The sequence below is a fragment of the Streptomyces sp. NPDC101194 genome (genome assembly GCF_044767885.1).
Classification (GTDB): Bacteria; Actinomycetota; Actinomycetes; order Streptomycetales; family Streptomycetaceae; genus Streptomyces.
Genome location: NZ_JBIWOS010000004.1, coordinates 595556 through 613726, shown reverse-complemented (window position 1 = coordinate 613726; position 18171 = coordinate 595556). Strand labels below are relative to the sequence as shown.

Annotated in this window: 16 protein-coding genes and 1 pseudogene; 3 read left to right on the top strand and 14 right to left on the bottom strand. The window is 69.5% G+C overall.

The features are described 5' to 3' along the window. Window positions 1-88: 88 nt before the first annotated feature. The 5 genes from ACIRP2_RS19410 to ACIRP2_RS19390 form a co-directional block, all read right to left on the bottom strand. Entirely contained in the window at window positions 89-712 is a 624-nt protein-coding gene (locus ACIRP2_RS19410; RefSeq protein WP_404251754.1) for a small secreted protein, read from the bottom strand. Between the two features lie 397 nt (window positions 713-1109). Next, window positions 1110-3581: a sodium-translocating pyrophosphatase gene (locus tag ACIRP2_RS19405; protein WP_404251752.1), complete on the bottom strand. Its 2472-nt coding sequence runs from the start codon at window positions 3579-3581 to the stop codon at window positions 1110-1112. A gap of 59 nt (window positions 3582-3640) precedes the next feature. Next, the gene (locus ACIRP2_RS19400; protein ID WP_404251750.1) at window positions 3641-3853 is read right to left on the bottom strand and encodes a hypothetical protein; all 213 of its coding nucleotides are present in this window, start codon (window positions 3851-3853) and stop codon (window positions 3641-3643) included. A gap of 28 nt (window positions 3854-3881) precedes the next feature. Next, window positions 3882-4364 (bottom strand): ATP-binding protein, encoded by a 483-nt coding sequence (locus tag ACIRP2_RS19395; RefSeq protein WP_404251748.1) that lies wholly within the window; start codon window positions 4362-4364, stop codon window positions 3882-3884. Between the two features lie 502 nt (window positions 4365-4866). After that, entirely contained in the window at window positions 4867-5220 is a 354-nt protein-coding gene (locus tag ACIRP2_RS19390) for an STAS domain-containing protein (RefSeq protein ID WP_003967428.1), read from the bottom strand. A gap of 78 nt (window positions 5221-5298) precedes the next feature. Between ACIRP2_RS19390 and ACIRP2_RS19385 the strand changes: the two genes are divergently transcribed. Next, complete coding sequence (locus ACIRP2_RS19385; protein WP_404251746.1) at window positions 5299-7779, top strand: DEAD/DEAH box helicase; 2481 nt, start codon at window positions 5299-5301, stop codon at window positions 7777-7779. Here ACIRP2_RS19385 and ACIRP2_RS19380 read toward each other — a convergent pair. Genes ACIRP2_RS19380 through ssd form a run of 7 tightly spaced genes read right to left on the bottom strand, consistent with a single transcriptional unit; the run spans window position 7776 to window position 12853 of the window. Beyond that, window positions 7776-8267: an Rv3654c family TadE-like protein gene (locus ACIRP2_RS19380; protein WP_404251744.1), complete on the bottom strand. Its 492-nt coding sequence runs from the start codon at window positions 8265-8267 to the stop codon at window positions 7776-7778. The genes ACIRP2_RS19385 and ACIRP2_RS19380 overlap by 4 nt on opposite strands. Then, on the bottom strand, window positions 8264-8665 hold the full coding sequence (locus ACIRP2_RS19375) for a TadE family type IV pilus minor pilin (protein WP_404251742.1): 402 nt from the start codon (window positions 8663-8665) through the stop codon (window positions 8264-8266). The genes ACIRP2_RS19380 and ACIRP2_RS19375 overlap by 4 nt, the downstream gene beginning before the upstream one ends. Continuing rightward, window positions 8652-8852, bottom strand: coding sequence for a DUF4244 domain-containing protein (locus tag ACIRP2_RS19370; RefSeq protein ID WP_351076989.1), 201 nt, complete (start codon window positions 8850-8852; stop codon window positions 8652-8654). Before ACIRP2_RS19370 ends, ACIRP2_RS19375 begins: the two co-directional genes overlap by 14 nt. 59 nt (window positions 8853-8911) lie before the next feature. Next, the gene (locus ACIRP2_RS19365) at window positions 8912-9706 is read right to left on the bottom strand and encodes a type II secretion system F family protein (protein WP_404251740.1); all 795 of its coding nucleotides are present in this window, start codon (window positions 9704-9706) and stop codon (window positions 8912-8914) included. Then, complete coding sequence (locus ACIRP2_RS19360) at window positions 9703-10584, bottom strand: type II secretion system F family protein (protein WP_404251738.1); 882 nt, start codon at window positions 10582-10584, stop codon at window positions 9703-9705. The genes ACIRP2_RS19365 and ACIRP2_RS19360 overlap by 4 nt, the downstream gene beginning before the upstream one ends. Then, complete coding sequence (locus tag ACIRP2_RS19355; RefSeq protein WP_404251736.1) at window positions 10581-11729, bottom strand: TadA family conjugal transfer-associated ATPase; 1149 nt, start codon at window positions 11727-11729, stop codon at window positions 10581-10583. Before ACIRP2_RS19355 ends, ACIRP2_RS19360 begins: the two co-directional genes overlap by 4 nt. Then, window positions 11726-12853, bottom strand: a complete 1128-nt coding sequence (gene ssd / locus ACIRP2_RS19350) for a septum site-determining protein Ssd (RefSeq protein WP_404251734.1) — start codon at window positions 12851-12853, stop codon at window positions 11726-11728. Before ssd ends, ACIRP2_RS19355 begins: the two co-directional genes overlap by 4 nt. A gap of 500 nt (window positions 12854-13353) precedes the next feature. Here ssd and ACIRP2_RS19345 point away from each other — a divergent pair, with 500 nt between their 5' ends. Continuing rightward, window positions 13354-14193 (top strand): HAD family hydrolase, encoded by an 840-nt coding sequence (locus ACIRP2_RS19345; protein ID WP_404251732.1) that lies wholly within the window; start codon window positions 13354-13356, stop codon window positions 14191-14193. A gap of 591 nt (window positions 14194-14784) precedes the next feature. On the opposite strand, the gene ACIRP2_RS19340 is transcribed toward ACIRP2_RS19345, so the two are convergent. Then, window positions 14785-15609, bottom strand: coding sequence for an oxidoreductase (locus ACIRP2_RS19340; protein WP_404251730.1), 825 nt, complete (start codon window positions 15607-15609; stop codon window positions 14785-14787). 102 nt (window positions 15610-15711) lie between these two features. Here ACIRP2_RS19340 and ACIRP2_RS19335 point away from each other — a divergent pair, with 102 nt between their 5' ends. Next, complete coding sequence (locus tag ACIRP2_RS19335) at window positions 15712-16707, top strand: ATP-binding protein (RefSeq protein WP_404251728.1); 996 nt, start codon at window positions 15712-15714, stop codon at window positions 16705-16707. 220 nt (window positions 16708-16927) lie between these two features. On the opposite strand, the pseudogene ACIRP2_RS19330 reads toward ACIRP2_RS19335, so the two are convergent. Then, window positions 16928-17918: pseudogene (locus ACIRP2_RS19330) on the bottom strand (hypothetical protein). Window positions 17919-18171: the final 253 nt, after the last annotated feature.

The window sequence follows — 18171 nt, the reverse complement described above, 5'->3', positions numbered from 1 at the left end:
GGACAACGGCAGCGGCCCGGTACCCGCCGGGGGGTACCGGGCCGTGCGTGCGGCGGCTGCGTCGACTACGACCGCCGCGACCGGGCGGTCACGACTTCTTGCTGGGCGGGGCGGACGGCGACGGGGACTCCGACTCCTGGGAGGCGGCGTTCGGCGGCACCGAGGCCGTCGGCTTCTGGCAGCCCTGCTGCTTCGCCATCGCGGCGCCGACCTCACCGGACTGAAGCTTCTTCAGCGCCTCGTCACCACTGGTGCTGATCTTGTTCAGCTCGTCCGCGATGCCCTTGAGGCCGTCGGCGAACTTCGCCTGGTCCTTCGTGTCGAGGGCATCGACCTTCTTCTGCAGGTTCGCGTACGCCACGGAGGAGGCGTTGAGCTCCTTCACGGCCTCCTTCTGCGTGGTCTCGCCGCCGTCGACCGGCGGCGCTCCCGCCGAGTCGACAGCCGCGCCGAGTGCCTTGTACGCCTGCGAGATCTGCTGGAAGGCGGCCGAGTCGGTCCTCTGGACGTCGGCGGGCTTGCTGTTGTCGGCGGTCTGCTGCTGGATGGCGGCGTTGGCGTTCGCGATCTTCTGCAGTTGGGGCTTGACCTGGTCGCAGACCGTCTTGGCCCAGTCGTTCACCTTGTTGCTCTTGTCGTCGCTGCTGCAGCCCGACAGCGTAAGTACCAGTACCGCACCGCCGGACAGCGCGGCCGCAAGCTTCTTGTTCACCGGATCGGTCCCTTCCAAGACTCTCGGCCCCGGAACTTACACGTCGGGCGCACTCCATCCGGGTGCCGGGCATCCGATCAGTGACCATTTGCAGCCATTTGCACCAAGCGAAATGAGGGAGATACAACTCACCCGCGCAGCCCCCGGGACATGGGAACAGGTGCACGAGAAGGTGCGTGGACGAGCGCATCGACCGGGCGGACAACCGAGCGAACCGCCCGGTGCGCCATCGGGCGGACAACCGCGTGCGCCGCCGGACAGGCAGGGCTGCCCCCGGAGGGACCGCCGGGCGGACCGCCGGACACACCACCGGGCGGACGACGCATCAGGATGCCTCGTCCGCCCGGACGTCGGGTCACGGCGGATCAAGTACCGCCGCCTTCCCCGCGTCGCCGCTTCACGAAACGGCTGCCTGATCGGGCGACTCGGCGGGCCTGCCTCCTCCCCCGTCCCCACCGCTCGGGCCCTCTTCGTCCCCCACGGCGATCCCGCGCCGCTTGGAGGCATAGACAGCTCCGACGATGACGGCGACGGCGAGCATCGCCACGAGTGCCCGCACCCCGGCGCTCGCGTCGTGCCCGTAGCTGAACTGCACCACCGCCGGAGCGATGAGCAGCGCGACCAGGTTCATCACCTTGAGCAAGGGGTTGATCGCCGGCCCCGCCGTGTCCTTGAACGGGTCGCCGACCGTGTCACCGATGACGGTCGCGGCATGGGCCTCGCTGCCCTTGCCGCCATGATGACCGTCCTCGACGAGCTTCTTGGCGTTGTCCCACGCGCCGCCGGAGTTGGCGAGGAAGACCGCCATCAGCGTGCCGGTACCGATGGCGCCCGCGAGATACGAACCGAGCGCCCCGACACCGAGCGTGAACCCGACGGCGATCGGCGCCATGACCGCGAGCAGGCCCGGCGTGGCGAGCTCGCGCAGGGCGTCCTTCGTGCAGATGTCGACGACCCGCCCGTACTCCGGCTTCTCGCTGTGGTCCATGATCCCGGGATGCTCGCGGAACTGCCGCCGCACCTCGTAGACCACGGACCCGGCGGACCGGGACACCGCGTTGATCGCCAGCCCGGAGAAGAGGAAGACGACCGCGGCGCCGAGGATCAGACCCACCAGATTGTTGGGCTGCGAGATGTCCAGGCTGAGTGTCATCTCCCCGGCCTTGGCCCCCACGCCTCCGACCGCGGTGGCGATCGCGTCCCGGTACGAGCCGAACAGCGCCGAGGCCGCCAGGACGGCGGTGGCGATGGCGATGCCCTTGGTGATGGCCTTGGTGGTGTTGCCGACGGCGTCCAGGTCGGTCAGGACCTGAGCACCGGCTCCGGTGACGTCACCGGACATCTCCGCGATGCCCTGCGCGTTGTCGGAAACCGGGCCGAAGGTGTCCATGGCCACGATGACACCGACGGTGGTGAGCAGCCCGGTCCCCGCGAGGGCCACCGCGAAGAGCGCCAGCATGATCGACGTACCGCCGAGCAGGAACGCCCCGTAGACGCCCAGGCCGATCAGCAGCGCCGTGTACACGGCGGACTCCAGACCGAGCGAGATGCCGGCGAGTACGACGGTGGCCGGGCCGGTCAGCGACGACTTGCCGATGTCCCTGACGGGACGGCGGTTGGTCTCGGTGAAGTAGCCGGTCAGTTGCTGGATAAGAGCGGCCAGCACGATGCCGATGGCAACGGCCACCAGGGCGAAGACCCGCGGGTCACCGCTGTGCGAGGTGATGGCGCTGTCGGTGACACCGTCCAGATCCGCGTACGAGGACGGCAGATAGACGAAGACCGCCACCGCCACCAGAACCAGCGAGATCACGGCGGAAATGAAGAATCCGCGGTTGATGGCGGTCATTCCGCTGCGGTCGGCACGCCGCGGGGCGACCGCGAAGATCCCGATCATCGCGGTGACCACGCCGATCGCCGGGACGATCAAGGGGAAGGCCAGTCCGGAATCGCCGAAGGCGGCCTTGCCGAGGATGAGCGCGGCGACGAGGGTCACGGCGTACGACTCGAAGAGATCGGCCGCCATGCCCGCGCAGTCACCCACGTTGTCGCCCACGTTGTCGGCGATGGTGGCGGCGTTGCGCGGGTCGTCCTCCGGGATGCCCTGCTCCACCTTGCCGACCAGGTCGGCGCCGACGTCCGCGGCCTTGGTGAAGATGCCGCCGCCGACCCTCATGAACATGGCGATCAGCGCGGCACCGAGGCCGAAGCCCTCCAACACCTTGGGCGCGTCGGCGGCATAGACGAGGACGACACAGGAAGCCCCGAGCAGGCCGAGGCCTACGGTGATCATGCCGACCACACCGCCGGTACGAAAAGCGATCTTCATCGCTCTGTGCGAAACAGCGGTGAGATCCTTTTCGGGTTCACCTTCCGCGGGAGTCGCCTCACGCGCAGCAGCAGCCACACGGACATTACTCCGTACGGCGAGTCGCATGCCGATGTATCCGGTGGCCGCCGAGAAAAGCGCACCCACCAGGAAGAACAAAGAACGGCCGGCACGCTGCGACCAGTTGTCGGCCGGAAGCAGCAGAAGCAGGCAGAAGACCACCACCGCGAAGACGCCCACGGTGCGCAGCTGCCGGGCCAGATAGGCATTCGCGCCTTCCTGGACGGCGGCCGCGATCTCCTTCATGCGGTCGGTTCCCTCGCCGGCCGCCAGCACCTGCCGCACCAGGAGCCGGGCTACGACCAGCGCGGCCACGGCGACGACCGCGATGACGATCACGATGACGCGGTTGTCATCGGTGAGCACCGCGTCGGCGAGCGACACGGGTCGGTCGAAGGGTGCGACACCGGAAGGTGCGGAACCGAAAAATGCGGAATCTTGCGTCAGTCCTGCCAGTGGGGTGTTGAAGAACTCCGCCATACGTCCTCCTTGACGCTCAGCGCTCAAGACGTGGACGGATTGTAGGGAGCGGAAGCTGATCAAAACAGTGCGCGGTAAATGTAATCGACCTTCGCGGGCAGATCGACAAATGATCGCGACAGCGGATCGACCCGAATACAGTAATGGGGCAGGCACATTTTCCGTAGATCATTGATCGGACGGAAATAAAAAGAGGCCCTGCTCAGCAGGGCCTCGAAAGGCGGATCAAGGAAATGATCCGAGAAGGCATTCGGCGGGATCGCCACAGACATGCACGCCTGCGGCGCCTGCCTGTGCGCCTCAGGGAAGCACGGTCACGGGCGTCTTCGGCCAGCTCATACGGATCACTCCGCCCTTGACTCCCGATCTGACTTCCACATCATCGACGAGGCCGCTGATGACCGCGAGACCCATCTCGTCCTCGCCATCGGCGTCGGTCTCGGGTTCCGGCTCATCGAGCCCCACGCCGGGCGTGGCGCCGCGTGCAGCGGAGGCTCCGGCGGGCCCACCGGAAGCGGACTCGGCGCCCGGTCCGGGCACCTCGTCGCCGACCTCGATGGAGAAGGACTTCTCCTCCTCGGTCAGAACGACGGAGATGGGAGCGGTGATGCCATGACTGCGATGCAGCCCGACTGCGCGGCTGCAGGCTTCACCGACGGCGAGTCTGACCTCGTCGAGCACGGCTTCATCGACACCCGCCCGGCGCGCCACGGCGGCCGCCACGAGGCGGGCCGTCCTGACGTGTTCGGGCTGGGCACTGAAGCGGAGTTCAACGGTGGCCATGCGATCCCCTTCAGACGTACGGGCGTGCACCCCGGGCACCCGGGCACGCTGCCCGGCCCCCGGCTCTTGTTCCGGTCTCTTCCCGGTCTTCATTCGGCCTTCCGGCCTTCCGGCGGTCTCGCTCCGGTCCCCTTCCGGAACCGACGAGCCGGTCGGCCGACCGAGCTGGTCACCGACCGCCGCGCAGACGGCCCGCCGACGTACAGCTGTCGACCACCGGCCGGGGAATCCCACCCGGCGGTCAGCCCACTCCCGGCGGCCCCGCACAACCGGCGACCGACCGGCCGGCATCCTGCCCGACGGGCCCTCGGCCGCCAGACGGCGGACAGACCGCCGAGCGACGGAACGCCGACGAACCACCCGGACGATCGTTCGACCGATCCGGGGTGCCGCCCTTCCGGCTCCCGACCACTGACCGCTCCGCCGACCGACCATCCGGCTGGCTGCCTGGCTGGACCGGTCTGCAGCCGATCCGACGAGCGGACCGGCCACGGACCGGACGTCAGTCGGTGGCCGCTACGGCCTCGTCGACCGTGGTGTGAATCGGGAACACCTTGGTCAGACCGGTGATCCGGAAGATCTTGAGAATGCGCTCCTGGTTGCAGACCAGGCGCAACGAGCCCTCATGGGCCCGGACACGCTTCAGGCCGCCCACGAGCACGCCGAGGCCGGTGGAGTCGAGGAAGTCCACGCCTTCCATGTCGACAACCAGGTGGTAGCTGCCGTCATTCACCAACTCGACCAACTGCTCGCGCAGCTTGGGCGCGGTATACACATCAATCTCGCCACCGACCTCGACGACCGTACGGTCGCCACCAGGGCCGGACACATTGCGAGTCGACAAGGACAGGTCCACGGATCCTCCAGCACCTTGCTATCGAGCGGTCGCCCCTCGGTCTCCCCGGCGGAGCCGGGGGACGGATCGCCAGCCGCGATGGCATTCAATCACTTACCAGCAGCCATGCACGACGCCTTGGGACCATTGTCCGTCACGCCAGTGACACACTCGGTGCCGATGGCCAAGAATCACCGCCCCAGTCGACCCGCCGGGAACAGGGACTCCCGCCCCTCTCCCGCCATGGTCCTCGACCGACTCGCCGCAGCGGCGGGCCGGTCCGCGCGCATCACTCATACGGAGCACTTGCCCCCGCGTACGGGAACCCATGCCATCTGGCCCGATCGCATCCGGCCAGAAGTGATCGCCGCGATCCAGGATGCGGGAATCGACCACCCCTGGGCGCATCAGGCCGCCGCTGCCGAGCACGCCCTGGACGGCGAGTCCGTGATCATCGCCACTGGCACGGCGTCCGGCAAGTCGCTCGCCTATCTCGCCCCGGTCCTCACCGCCCTGCTCGACGGCTCCGAGGCCCCGAACGGCCGCGGCGCGACCGCCCTGTATCTCGCTCCCACCAAAGCCCTGGCCGCCGATCAGAGGAGGGCGGTGAAGGAACTCGCCGCCCCCCTCGGCAACTCCGTCAGGCCCGCGGTCTACGACGGCGACACCCCTGTCGAGGAACGCGAGTGGGTGCGTCAGTACGCCAATTACGTGCTGACCAACCCTGACATGCTGCATCGCGGAATACTCCCGTCCCACCCACGCTGGTCCTCATTCCTGCGCGCCCTGCGCTTCGTCGTCATCGACGAGTGCCACACCTACCGGGGTGTCTTCGGCTCCCACGTCGCCCAGGTGGTACGCCGCCTTCGCCGCCTGTGCGCCCGCTACGGATCGAATCCGGTCTTCCTCCTCGCCTCGGCCACCGCGGCGGAGCCCTCCGTCGCGGCCGGCCGCCTCACCGGCCTCCCGGTCCAGGAGGTCGCCGACGACGCCTCGCCCCGCGGCGAACTGGTCTTCGCCCTGTGGGAGCCGCCCCTGACCGAACTGCACGGCGAGAAGGGCGCGCCCGTCCGCCGTACCGCCACCGCCGAGACCGCCGACCTCCTCACCGATCTGACCGTTCAGGGCGTCCGCTCGGTCGCCTTCGTACGCTCCCGGCGTGGCGCCGAGCTGATCTCCGTCATCGCCAAGGAGCGCCTGGCCGAGGTCGACCGCTCCCTTCCCGCCCGGGTCGCGGCCTACCGAGGGGGCTACCTCCCCGAGGAGCGCCGCGCCCTGGAGCGCGCCCTGCACTCGGGCCGACTGCTCGGCCTGGCCGCGACCACCGCCCTGGAGCTCGGCGTCGACGTCTCCGGCCTGGACGCCGTCGTCATCGCGGGCTATCCCGGTACCAGGGCGTCGCTGTGGCAGCAGGCCGGCCGCGCCGGTCGCTCCGGCCAGGGCGCTCTGGCCGTCCTGGTGGCTCGCGACGACCCGCTGGACACCTTCCTCGTCCATCACCCCGAGGCGCTGTTCCAGCAGCCCGTGGAGTCGACGGTGCTCGATCCGGACAACCCGTACGTCCTCGCCCCGCACCTGTGTGCCGCCGCTGCGGAGCTCCCGCTCACCGAGCCCGATCTGGAGCTCTTCGGCCCGGCCACGGCCGAACTGCTGCCGCAGTTGGAGGCTGCAAAGCTGCTGCGCAGACGAACATCGGGCTGGCACTGGACCCGCCGCGAGCGCGCCGCCGATCTCACCGACATCCGGGGCGAGGGCGGCCGCCCCGTCCAGATCGTCGAGGAAGGCACCGGGCGGCTGCTGGGCACCGTGGACGAATCGGCCGCACACACCGCCGTTCACGAAGGTGCCGTCCATCTCCACCAGGGCCGCACCTATCTGGTCCGGAAGCTGGATCTGGAGGACTCCGTGGCCCTGGTGGAGGAAGCCGACCCGCCGTACTCGACGACCGCCCGCGACACCACCGCCATCGCCGTGCTGGAGACCGACACCGAGGTCCCATGGGGCGACGGGCGACTCTGCTACGGCTCCGTGGAGGTCACCAACCAGGTCGTCTCCTTCCTGCGTCGCAAACTGATCACCGGTGAGGTCCTCGGCGAGACCAAACTGGATCTGCCGCCTCGCACTCTGCGCACGCGCGCCGTGTGGTGGACGGTCACCCAGGACCAGCTCGACGCCGCGCGTGTCAACCCGGAGATCCTGGGTGGCGCGCTGCATGCAGCGGAGCACGCGTCGATCGGGATGCTGCCGCTCTTCGCCACCTGCGACCGATGGGACATCGGTGGTGTCTCCGTACCGCTGCACCCGGACACCCTGCTGCCCACGGTCTTCGTCTACGACGGCCATCCGGGTGGCGCCGGCTTCGCCGAGCGCGCCTTTCACACCGCCCGTACGTGGCTGACCGCCACCCGCGAGGCCATCGCGTCCTGCGAATGCGAGGCGGGCTGCCCGTCCTGTATCCAGTCCCCCAAGTGCGGCAACGGCAACGATCCGCTGCACAAACGTGGCGCCGTGCGCCTGCTCGGCGAACTCCTCCGATCTGCTCCGCCGGACTCCGGGGGTTCGCCGACCGGAACCGTCTAGGACGGCGGGGCCTGCCTCTTCAGGGGGGCCGCTGCCTCCGGAGCCACTGGAGGCACCGGCTCCGGAGAATCGTGAATGGCCACCGGAGGGCCGGCCCGGGATCTGACCGTCGGCTCGTACGGCCCGAAGCGCACGCCGGCCGTCACATCGGCGATCTCACCACGCACCGTGCACAGAACCACCACCGCCCCCTGTGCCTCGGCGACCTCCTCCGCCGCCGCGCATGCGGCCTCAGGCCCTTGCAGGGCCCGGTCGGCCGCTGCCAGGGCTGCCAGGTCCGCCGCTCCCCCGGCCCTGTGCCGGGCGACCACCACCTGCCCGAGCGCCAGCACGACGGCGAACACCGCGCACAACGTCGCCGTGGTCATCGCCACCCACACCGTCGCGAGACCTCGGTCCCGGTGCGGGGCCCGGTCCCGGTCGCACCTCCCCTGCCTGTGCGACCACCCGCTGACGGTCCTCCGAGCGCCCTCTCCCTTCCGTGTCACTGCGTCGTCGCTCCCACCGTGTCCTCGGCGAGCGCAGCCGCGTCCGCATGCAGCGTCAGGGCCAACGGGCCGAGTCCGGGCATCGGTGCCGATACCCGTACCCGCCACAGCTCCCCTGCTCGTTCCATCGCGACCTCAGCCCCGTCGGGTGCCGCCGAACGAGTGACTTCCAGCGCCTGTGCCTCCGGTTCCGAGCGGGCCGCCGCCCTCGCCCCGGCCCTCGCCGCGTCCACGCACCGGATCTGGGCGGAGGCGGCCATCAGGGCCCAGACCAGCGCAAGAGCGAACACCGCCAGCACCGGAACCGCGATGGCCGCCTCCGCCGTCACCGCACCCCGGTCCCCGGCACAGCCGCAACCCACGTCGCACGCCCCGGAACCTTTCCTAGAACTTCGCATCGAGCGCATCCTTGAGCAGTGACTGCAGCGCGGACATGACCGGCTGGCTGGTGACCACCTTGTAGAGCACCGCCGCGAACGCACAGGCCGCGATCGTCCCCACCGCATATTCGGATGTCGTCATTCCGTTGTCGGACCGGACTCGGCCGACCAGGCTCCGCACCCAGCCCCTGATTCGTTGCACCATCTCGACCCCCGCGAAAATCCATAATTCATATGGAATTGATGTTTATTGGTAGTTTTCTTTCAGTTGGCGCGAAGCAGACCGGTCGCCAGGCCGATCACCACCGGAGCCACCCCGACCGCCAGGAACGCGGGCAGAAAGCAGAGTCCGACCGGTGCGGTGATCAGCACGCCGGCCCGCTGAGCACGCGCCACGGCCGCACTCGCCCGTTCGGCCCGCATCGCCTCGGCCAGCCTCGCCACCGGCTCCGCCGCCGGAGCCCCGGTCGATCCCGCCCGGTCCAGGCAACGGGCCAGCGCACCGGCGCCCGGTATGTCTCCGAACCGCCTCCAGGCCACCGCAGGTTCACCACCGAGCCTGATCTCCGCCGCCGTACGCGCCAGACGCACGCCGACCGGTCCGCCCAGCGACTCCCCCACCGCCTCCGCCGCCTCCCGCGGTCCGGCTCCGGCAGAGACGCAGGCTGCCAAGAGGTCGGCCGCCAACGGGAGTTGGCGTGCGAACTCCGCCACTTCCGTCGCCCCGGCCTCCGGTTCACGCCTACGCCGGGTCCGCTGCCACCGCCGGGCACCGAATGCCCCTGCCAACCCGATCACGCACCCCGACAGGCCACCGATCAGGATCACGCCCGCCACCACGGCGCCCAGGGCCGTGATCCATTCCTTCGCCCGCGCCCCGGGCACCGTCCACCCGCGTCGGCGCCGCTCCGAGCCGATCGACAGCAGCGCCGCACCCCGACGCAGTACCGTCCCCCTCCGTCGCCGTCCCGCGAGGGCCAGGGCCAGATACGTGACCGTGCACAGGACCGCCCACAGAGCCGCCGCCCGGTGGGCGATGTCTCCGGTGACCGCACTCACGCCGCCTCCCCCGCCCGTACGATCCGGCCGGCCCAGCAGAGCCCGGCCGCCTCCAGCGCCCCGCCCACCACCAGACAGACGAGCCCGGCCGGTGTGTGCAGCAGCACCCTCAGCGGGTCGGCCCCGAGTGCCGCTCCCAGCCCCAGGCCCAAAACCGGCAGCAGCGCCAGCACGGCCACCGTCGACCAGGCACCCGCCAGTTGGGCCCGCAACTCCTCCCGCCTGCGCCGTTCGGCCCTCAGTGCGCCCTCCAGGCGGTCCAGGCCCGCGGCGAGCCCGGCCCCGCCGTCCACCGCCACCCGCCAGCAGGCCGCCATCCCGGCAAGCCCGTCCAGCCCCGGCTCCCGCGCCGCCTGCCCGAGCGCCGCCGACACATCGCCACCGAACCGTGCCGCAGCCGACACACCGGCCTCCGCCGCCCCCATCACCTCTGTCCCGCGAACGGCTACGAGCAAGGCCTGCCCCGGCTCGCGCCCGGCCCGCAGCTCCCCCACGACGGCCCCGCACAGCGACACCACCCCAGCTGCCCTGCGTTCCCGCTCCTGCGTCAGCGCCCGTCTCCGCAGCCACCGCCCCATCAACGGCACCGCCACCGTCCCTGCCAGCACCGGCAGCACGGACTTCCCCAGTACAGCGACGGCCAGCGCCACCGGCAGGCAGAGCCACTCCCGTCGTCGGCGCAACCGTTGCCGGGCCTCTGCCCGGATCCGCTCCCAACGCGCACGCAACGGAGACTCGACCACCCCGTCGACGAACAGCACCCGGGCCCCCCGTCGCCGCTGGTCCTGCGCCACCACCAGCCAGGCCGCCACCACGACGGACAGGACCGCCGCGCAACGCGCGCTCTCCGACAGCACCGTCGTCGTACCGCCGCTCACAGCGCACCCCCGATCAGCGACCACAGCCGGTCCCAACCCCGCTCCCGCACAAATCCGTCCGTACCCCAGCTCAGCGCCGGTACGGTCACCACCAGCCCGGCCGCATCACGCTCCAGGACCTGCACCTCGGCGATCCGCCGCTGTCCTGTCCGATCCCGCACGAGATGGACCACCACCGACAGCGCAGCCGCCAACTGGCTGTGAAGCGCCGTCCGGTCCAGCCCCGCCGCAGTGCCCAGCGCCTCGAGGCGGGCCGGGACGTGCTCGGCAGCATTCGCGTGAACCGTCCCGCAGCCGCCCTCGTGGCCCGTGTTCAGAGCGGCCAGCAGCTCGGTGACCTCGGCGCCCCTGACCTCTCCGACCACCAGCCGGTCGGGCCGCATGCGCAATGCCTGCCGCACGAGGTCGCGAAGCGTCACGCGCCCCGCCCCCTCCTGGTTGGCGGGGCGCGACTCCAGGCGCACCACGTGCGGGTGATCCGGCCGCAGCTCCGCGGAGTCCTCGGCGAGCACGATCCGCTCACGCTCCCCGACGGCACCCAGCAGGCTCGACAGGAGGGTCGTCTTCCCGGCCCCCGTCCCCCCACTGATCAGATACGAGACCCGGGCCTCCACCAGCGCCCCGAGCACCCGGTCGCCACCGGGCGGCACGGTGCCCGCCGCGACCAGCTCCTTCAGTGAGAAGGCCCGGGGCCGCACCACCCGCAGCGACAGGCACGTCGAGCCGACGGACACCGGCGGCAGCACGGCATGCATACGGGTGCCGTCCGGCAGGCGAGCGTCCACCCAGGGCCGGGCATCGTCCAGCCGCCGCCCCGCCACGGCCGCCAGCCGTTGCGCCAGCCTGCGCACCGCTGCGGCATCCCGGAAGGTCACCCCGGTGAGTTCGAGCCCGCCGCCCCGGTCCACCCATACCCGGTCCGGTGCGGAAACCAGCACATCCGTCACCGCCGGGTCGGCCAGCAGCGGCTCCAACACCCCGGTGCCGACCAGCTCGCCACGCAACTCATCGGCCGCACCCAGCACTTCGGCATCGCCGAGCAGTCGGCCCTGGGCTCGCAGCGCGGCCGCGACCCCGGCCGGGGTCGGGGCGGTGCCGCTCTGCGCCAGCCGCTGCCGTACGGCGTCCAGGAGCGTCTCCGTCACGACGCACCTCCTCCGGCACGTCCGCCCGCACCCTCCGGGACGAGGGCTTGCTCCCAGAACGCCGTACAGAATCTGGCCAGCGGGTCACGCGCACGGCCGCCGGGCGGCGCGCCGTCGTCCTGGGCCGCCAGCAGCCCGCTGTCGACCGGGAGTTCACCGGCGAGCGGCAAGCCGAGCGCCTGCGCCACCCACCGCTCGTCGAGGCCTGCGGCGTACGGGCCGCGGACAACCACCCGAAGGTCGCTCAGGACCATCCCGGCCATCGACGCCACCCGTTTCGCCGCCGCGACCGCACGAAGCTCCCCGGGGACCACCAACAGCCCGAGATCCAGCTGCGAGAGGGCCTCGGCCACCGATTCGTCCACCCGGCGCGGCAGGTCGACGACCACCACCCCGCCGAGCCTGCGCGCGGCGGCCAGCACGGCCTGCATGGCCCGGGGCGGGATGACCACCCAGTCGTCGCGGCCCCAGCTGAGCACCCGCAGCCCGTGCAATGAGGGCAGCGACTCCTCCAGCGCGTGTCCGCCGACTCGCCCCTTGGAATGGGCGAAATCCGGCCATCTCATTCCCTCGGCCCGTTCTCCGCCCAGCAGCACATCGATGCCCCCGCCGAGCGGGTCGCCGTCGATCAGCATGGTCCGCAGCCCGGCCCGGGCTGCGTTCACCGCGAGGGCGCAGGCCAGCGTGGACGCGCCGGAACCGCCCCGTCCGCCGATCACTCCGACGGTGAGCGCCGGCCGGCCCACGCCTTCCGCCGCGTTGGCGATCTGGTCGACGAGCCAGCCTTCCGAATCAGGCAGCCGCAGCACATACTCGGCCCCGATCTCCACGGCGCGACGCCAGACATCCGGGACGTCCTGGTCCCGGCCGACCAGCATCACGCCACGCCTGCGCACCGCTCCACGGCACCGCTGGGCGGCATCGTCCCCCACAAGAACGATCGGCGCCCGCTCCCAGCCGTCCCTGCGTTCGGGCAGCGAATGATGAACTTCCGGTTCAGCGCCGGCGGCTGCACACAGCCTCAGCAGATCATCGAGAAGTTCCACATCCTCGGTCACGATCAGCGGTCCACCCCGCCGCACTTCGGCGATCGGCAGACGATCCCGTGCGATGGAATCAGCCACGATCTCCGCCCTCCTTCTCACTGCACCTTCATCGTGGTTCGCGATGATCTCGGCGCGTTCCGAGATCGGCGATTCCACGACCCGCGGACTTCGCGGCCGGAATCACCGTGCAGCGCTTCGGGAAATCGTGTGGATCTTGCTCGAAAACTGTGGACAACTCCGCCGTTGTGAATATCTCCGTCGCCCATACCGGCGACTTCCGGAGAGCACCCCTTCCGCTACGCACGGTGACGGTCCATGATGGCGAGAGCGGGCCGAGAAGTGGGCCGTCACGGCCGAAATGGAGGCAGAATGCTTGATTCCGAACAGCAGAAACGCGTCCGGACATGCGACGACCCCCGCCGGGGGGGAGAGCGGGGGTCGTCCCCACGGCCGACTCGGGGGGGGAGGAGCCGGACCGGGTTAGCACGGTCGCGAACGATCCGTGACTTCCATGGTGTACCCGAGAGCCTTCTCAGGCAAACCCACGCGCCAGAGTTTACGCCGAATGGTGGCCCCCTATGCTCTGCCTTGTGGAAAACCGCTTCTTGCCGCGCACAGCAGCCTTCTTCGACCTGGACAAGACGGTCATTGCGAAGTCTTCGACGCTGACCTTCAGCAAGTCCTTCTACCAAGGCGGACTGATCAACCGCCGCGCTGTACTGCGCACCGCGTACGCGCAGTTCGTGTTCCTTGCCGGGGGTGCAGATCACGACCAGATGGAGCGGATGCGGGAATACCTCTCCGCGCTCTGCAAGGGCTGGAACGTCCGACAAGTGAAGGAAATCGTCGCCGAGACCCTGCACGATCTGATCGACCCGATCATCTACGACGAAGCAGCGACGCTCATCGAGGAACACCACACCGCCGGACGCGACGTGGTGATCGTCTCGACCTCGGGCGCCGAGGTCGTCGAACCGATCGGCGAGCTGCTGGGCGCCGACCGAGTCGTCGCCACTCGAATGGTCGTCGGCGACGACGGCTGCTTCACCGGTGAAGTGGAGTACTACGCGTACGGGCCGACGAAGGCCGAGGCGATCAAGGCGCTCGCGGTTTCGGAGGGATACGACCTCTCGCGCTGCTACGCCTACAGCGATTCCGTGACCGATGTACCGATGCTGGAGTCGGTCGGGCACCCGCACGCGGTGAACCCGGACCGTGCGCTGCGGCGCGAAGCAACCCTTCGCGAGTGGCCGATTCTCGTCTTCGACCGACCGGTCCGACTCAAGCAACGACTGCCCTCGTTCTCGCTGCCACCGCGCCCCGCCCTGGTCGCAGCGGCAGCAGTGGGCGCGGCGGCCGTCACAGCGGGGCTCGTCTGGTACACCTCCCGCCGCCGCTCCACCACCCCCTCCCTCTGAGACATGGGGGGCGAACGACGCTCCGAACGCATCCCCGACCCGCCCTTCCTCGCCCTCCCCTCCCCCAGCCGCCCGACCAACGAACATCCCAGCCGATCGGCCCCTTTCATCCGCCGGGTCCATTTGACCGACTCGCCCGTAATTGAACCTAAAAGTAAAGAAGTGTGGCCAGTACTACCGCTCACCACGGGGCTGGAGTACAAAGGACTCAACGGCCCGCGAGACCAAGGACATCCGAGAGGATTACCTGTAACGCAGAGAAGGCCCCACGGACCGAGCATGAAAACCGAGCACCCACGCGACGTCGACCCGTCGATTACGGGCCAGCCGCACCAGGGAACGGGCAAAGTCCCCGACCTGATGGGCACATATCGAGGACGCATGGTAACTGGGTAGACATGCCAGCGGCGGTACCGAGGACGGTACCGCCGCAACCCTTTTACGGGGCCGAGAAGTTACTTCGGTGAAGTTATCGCGATGGAGTTACGGACCCGAGCCGGGACCTCGGAGTCCCGGCGGCGAAGCCACGCCGACGGAGCCCATGCACCACAGGCCCGCCCCATCGCGGCACCTCGACGATCCACCGCGCCATCAGGCGGCGCCGCGCTGAAGCGCCTCGCACACTGCCGTCGATTCCCTGACACCCAGCTCCACGGCGCGCCCGCAGTGCGCGATCCAGGCCGCCATCCCGGTCGGCGTCCCCGAGAGGTAACCGTCGAACGCCGCCAGGTACGCCGCACGGCCCTGCTCGGCGTGGCCCACCTCGGCCGGGCAGATCGATTTCGGGTCGAGCCCGCTCCCGATCAGCACGATCCGCTCGGCGGTCCGAGCAACGAGGCCGTTGTACGAGCCGAAGGGGCGCAGGGCCAGTAGTTCACCGTGCACGACCGCCGCCGTCACCAGTGCGGGCGCCGCAGTACCCGAGAGGATCAACCCGGAGAGCCCCTCCAGCCTCCCGGCCACTTCGTCGGCGTCCGGCAGCGGCGCTTCGATCAGCGGCTCGTCCACGGGTTCGCCCGCCAGCCGCGGCCGGCCGACAGCCTCCTCGGGCTCCGCACCTCCGGCCGCAACCAGATGCAGCCGTGCCAGGACGCGCAGCGGCGACTGCCGCCAGATGGAAAGGAGTTGCCCCGCTTCGGCGGTCAGCCTCAGGGCGGCCCCGATCACATGCGCCTCGCCGTCGCCGCTGAAATCGGTGCGCCGACGCACCTCCTCCAGGTTCCAGTCGGCGCCGGACAGCGCCGCCGAGCCACGGGCGCCGCGCAGGGCCGCTTCCGCGGTGACCTCATTGCTGCGGCGCCGCATGACGCGGTGGCCGTAGACCCGGTCGACGGCCTTGCGTACGGAGTCCACCGCGTCGGCGACTCCTGGCAGAGCGCCCAGGGTGGCCAGTGGGTCAGAGGCAGTCGTACTCATAAGTAGGGAGGCTACGCGCCCCTCACCCGGATACCGCCCGGGAGTGGCCATCTTCACGAAGTGTGACAGCAGTCCGCAATTACACCGCTACCCTAGGTGAACATGAAGATCGCTTTCGTAGGGAAGGGCGGCAGCGGCAAGACCACGCTGTCCTCGCTCTTCATCCGCCACCTTGCCGCCAATGAAGCACATGTCGTCGCGGTGGACGCCGACATCAACCAGCACCTCGGCGCCGCACTCGGTCTCGATGACCAGGAGGCCGCGGCACTTCCCGCCATGGGGGCCCAGCTACCGCTGATCAAGGAGTATCTGCGCGGCAGCAACCCCCGTATCGCCTCCGCCGAGACGATGATCAAAACGACTCCGCCCGGCGAGGGATCGCGACTGCTGAGGGTCCGCGAGGACAACCCGATCTACGACGCGTGCGCCCGCGCGGTCCGGCTCGACGACGGGGAGATCCGGCTGATGGCCACCGGCCCGTTCACCGAGTCGGACCTGGGTGTGGCCTGTTACCACTCCAAGGTCGGAGCCGTCGAGCTGTGCCTCAACCATCTCGTCGACGGCCCCGACGACTATGTCGTCGTCGACATGACAGCGGGCTCGGACTCCTTCGCCTCCGGGATGTTCACCCGCTTCGACATGACCTTCCTGGTCGCGGAGCCCACCCGTAAGGGTGTCTCGGTCTACCGCCAGTACAAGGAGTACGCGCGGGACTTCGGGGTCGCACTGAAGGTCATCGGCAACAAGGTGCAGGGCGAGGACGATCTGGACTTCCTGCGTGCCGAGGTGGGGGACGACCTGCTGGTCAGCGTCGGGCACTCCGACTGGGTACGCGCGATGGAGAAGGGCAGGCCCGACCGTTTCGAACTGCTGGAGGCGGACAACCGGATGGCCCTGCAGGCGCTGCAGAACGCGGCGGAGGATTCGTACGAGCAACGGGACTGGGAGCGCTACACACGACAGATGGTGCACTTCCATCTGAAGAACGCGGAGAGCTGGGGCAACGAGAAGACGGGTGCCGATCTGGCTGCCCAGGTCGATCCCGCCTTCGTGCTCGACGAACGGTTCGCGCAGGACGGCGCCGCTCAGCCCGCGTGATCGGCCGGCGCCCCGGCCCGGAGTACGCACTCTTCGCGCCGGGGTGCCGTTGCGCCTGCACCTGCCGGCCACGGCGGAAAGGGCGCGCCACTCACCCGCCTTGCGCAATCTCCGGGCGGTCCCGACCGGACTCACGGAGCGCGGTCGGCGAGCCCGGTCGACAGGCACGGCAGGAGAGCACGCCCGGACAGGTGCGTTCAATCAGCCACTGCTGTGCCGGTCAGATCCGCGCCGGACTCCGCGTGAGCCTTGCCGACGCCCGCTGCCTTGCCCGCATCCGACGCAGTGTCGGCAACCGACTCCCTGCCGGATTCCGCCCCCGCGTTCCCGGCTTCGCCGGGGCCTGCCCCACGTCAAGGGTGCCGAGCCTCGCCGGCGTTGCCGGGTCCTGTGCGTCCAGCCAGTCGGCCAGCTGCCGGAAGGACACACAACGGATGCCCTTCTTGGTGCGGACCGTCGCGATGGTCTCCTCGACGGCGCGCATATATGTGCCACCGTTCCAGGATTCGAAGTGATTGCGGTGATCAGCGGAGCGCGGTTTCCTTCGTGCGCGCGGTCGAAGGCCTGGATCAAGCCGTCACGCATCTGCGGACCAGGTGCCGACACCTCCCTCGGGGCCGCAGAAGTGGCCGTTGAAGTGGGTGCCGATCTCGTCGCCGTCCTCCCGGGCACCCCGCACCCCGTACCTGGGCGATGGCGTTCCTGATTTCCTCGGTGTCGTTGAAGCCGATGTCGGAACTGCCGACGTCGTGCTTCGGCGGGTCGTAGAGCTTGCGTTTGTCTTCGGGCAGCAGGTGGACGCCACTGAGGAAGTACGTCATGTTCGCGTGGTACTTCCTGCCCACCTCGCGGAAGTACGAGAACAACTTCTGACTGTCCCCTCCGGCGCCGTCCCACGAGAACACCACGAACTATGACGGCTTCCGGCCGGGCGCCAGGCGCTGCGCCACAGGTCGCTTCGACTGGATCCCCGTGAAGGCCGTGGAGCCGTCGCCAATGAGCCGGAGCGGGCCCTTGGGCGCGACTTGGGGGTTCTTCCTCCTCGCTCCGACGTCCCGCTTCGCGGCGCCGGGGCCGGCAGCTCCGACGATGGAATTTGGATCGGAGGAGCAACCGGTCGTTCCCGCGATCAGCGCAATGGCCGAGACGCCCAGGGCAACACGTCCGGCGGCGATTCCCTTCGTGACGCCCCTCTTGGCGACAGCCGGCATCCGCCCGCTCTCTTCCTCACAGGTGACTTGCGTCAGAAATATTCCGACCTGTGCGGTCAAGGTCGCACGCGGTTCCGCAGAAATTAGTACGACATGCCTTATGAAAACCTGCTTACTCACTGGAATAGGTGATTGACTCGTCCATTTGTCCTCAATGATGGACACAGGTCTTTACTCTCCATTACGATCTGTTTACTGAGAGTTGAGAAATCCCGCCGCTGCACGCCGTGACCCACGGCCGCGCCCCACGTTC